Raw genomic sequence first — 1,754 nt, forward strand, 5'->3', positions numbered from 1 at the left:
CGGCCGCTACGCGCCGTTCGTGCCGGTCGAGCTGCCCGATCGCACGTGGCCCGCCGCCACCATCACCCAGGCGCCCCGCTGGTGCGCCGTCGACCTGCGCGACGGCAACCAGGCGCTGATCGACCCCATGACCACGCCGCGCAAGCTGGCGATGTTCCAGCTGCTCGTGCGCATGGGTTACAAGGAGATCGAGGTCGGCTTCCCGAGCGCCAGCCAGACCGACTTCGACTTCGTGCGGCTGCTGATCGAGGGCGGCCACATCCCCGACGACGTCGTCATCCAGGTGCTCACGCAGTGCCGCGAACCGCTGATCGACCGCACCTTCCAGTCGCTGATCGGCGCCAAGCAGGCGATCGTGCACTTCTACAACTCCACCTCCACCCTGCAGCGCCGCGTGGTCTTCGGCCTGGACAAGGACGGCATCACCGACATCGCCACGCAGGGCGCCCGGCTGTGCCTGAAGTACGCCGAGATCCACACGCAGGACACCAAGATCTCCTATGAGTACTCGCCGGAGTCCTACACCGGCACCGAGCTGGACTACGCGCTCGAGATCTGCAGTCGCGTCATCGACGTCATCGACCCGACGCCGGACTGGCCGCTGATCATCAACCTGCCCGCCACCGTCGAGATGGCGGTGCCGAACGTGTACGCCGACTCGATCGAGTGGATGCACCGCAACCTGCCCCGCCGCGACAGCATCGTGCTGTCGCTGCATCCCCACAACGATCGTGGCACCGGCGTCGCGGCAGCCGAGCTGGGCTACATGGCTGGCGCCGACCGCATCGAGGGTTGCCTGTTCGGCAACGGCGAGCGCACCGGCAACGTCTGCCTGGTCACGCTGGGCCTGAACATGTTCAGCCAAGGCATCGATCCGCAGATCGACTTCCACGACATCGACGAGATCCGCAGGACGGTCGAGTACTGCAACGAGCTGCCGGTGCCCGAACGTCACCCGTACGGCGGCGACCTGGTCTACACCGCGTTCAGCGGATCACACCAAGACGCCATCAAGAAGGGTTTGGAGCACCTGGCAACCGACGCGGCTGAGGCGGGAGTCCCGGTTGATGAAGCGACCTGGGCCGTGCCGTACCTGCCGATCGATCCCAAGGACGTGGGGAGGTCCTACGAGGCCGTCATCCGGGTCAACAGTCAGTCCGGCAAGGGCGGTGTCGCGTACATCCTCAAGAACGATCACCACCTGGACCTGCCACGGCGTCTGCAGATCGAGTTCAGCCAGATCGTCCAGGGCATGACCGAGGGTGAGGCTGGCGAGATCGAGCCGGCCGCCATCTGGGCAGCCTTCGTCGGCGAGTATCTCGGTCGCGACGAGCCCTACGCGCTGACGTCCTTCAGCTCCACCACATCGGTCGAAGGACGCGATCAGCAAGCTGTCGATCTCGTGGTGCGAGGCCAGGCGCGCGGGTTCACCGGCGAGGGCAATGGCCCGGTCGATGCCTTCGTCGATGGCATGCGTCAGGCAGGCGCTGACATCCGGGTGCTCGACTACAGCGAGCACGCCTTGTCCTCCGGCGGCGACGCCAGCGCGGCGGCGTACGTGGAGTGCGACATCGCCGGCGAGGTCGTCTGGGGCGTGGGCATCGACGCCAACATCGTCAAGGCCTCGCTGCTGGCTGTCGTCTCGGCCGCGAACCGGGCCGTCGCCGTCACCATTCCGTGATCCTGACACCCGGGCACCCGATGACCTGCCCGGCGGTGCTGAAGCCGATTTGCCGAGAGACTCACCGCCTGCC

At 66.8% G+C, this 1,754-nt stretch carries 1 protein-coding gene; it reads left to right on the forward strand.

What is annotated here, in order from left to right; genetic code table 11:
* Nucleotides 1–1,681, forward strand: a 1,681-nt coding sequence (gene leuA, locus WB508_RS06095; protein WP_423843991.1) for a 2-isopropylmalate synthase, incomplete at its 5' end; no start/stop codon positions are given.
* Nucleotides 1,682–1,754: the final 73 nt, after the last annotated feature.

Origin of the sequence: Aeromicrobium sp. (assembly GCF_049586495.1) — a bacterium.
Lineage (GTDB): Bacteria > Actinomycetota > Actinomycetes > Propionibacteriales > Nocardioidaceae > Aeromicrobium.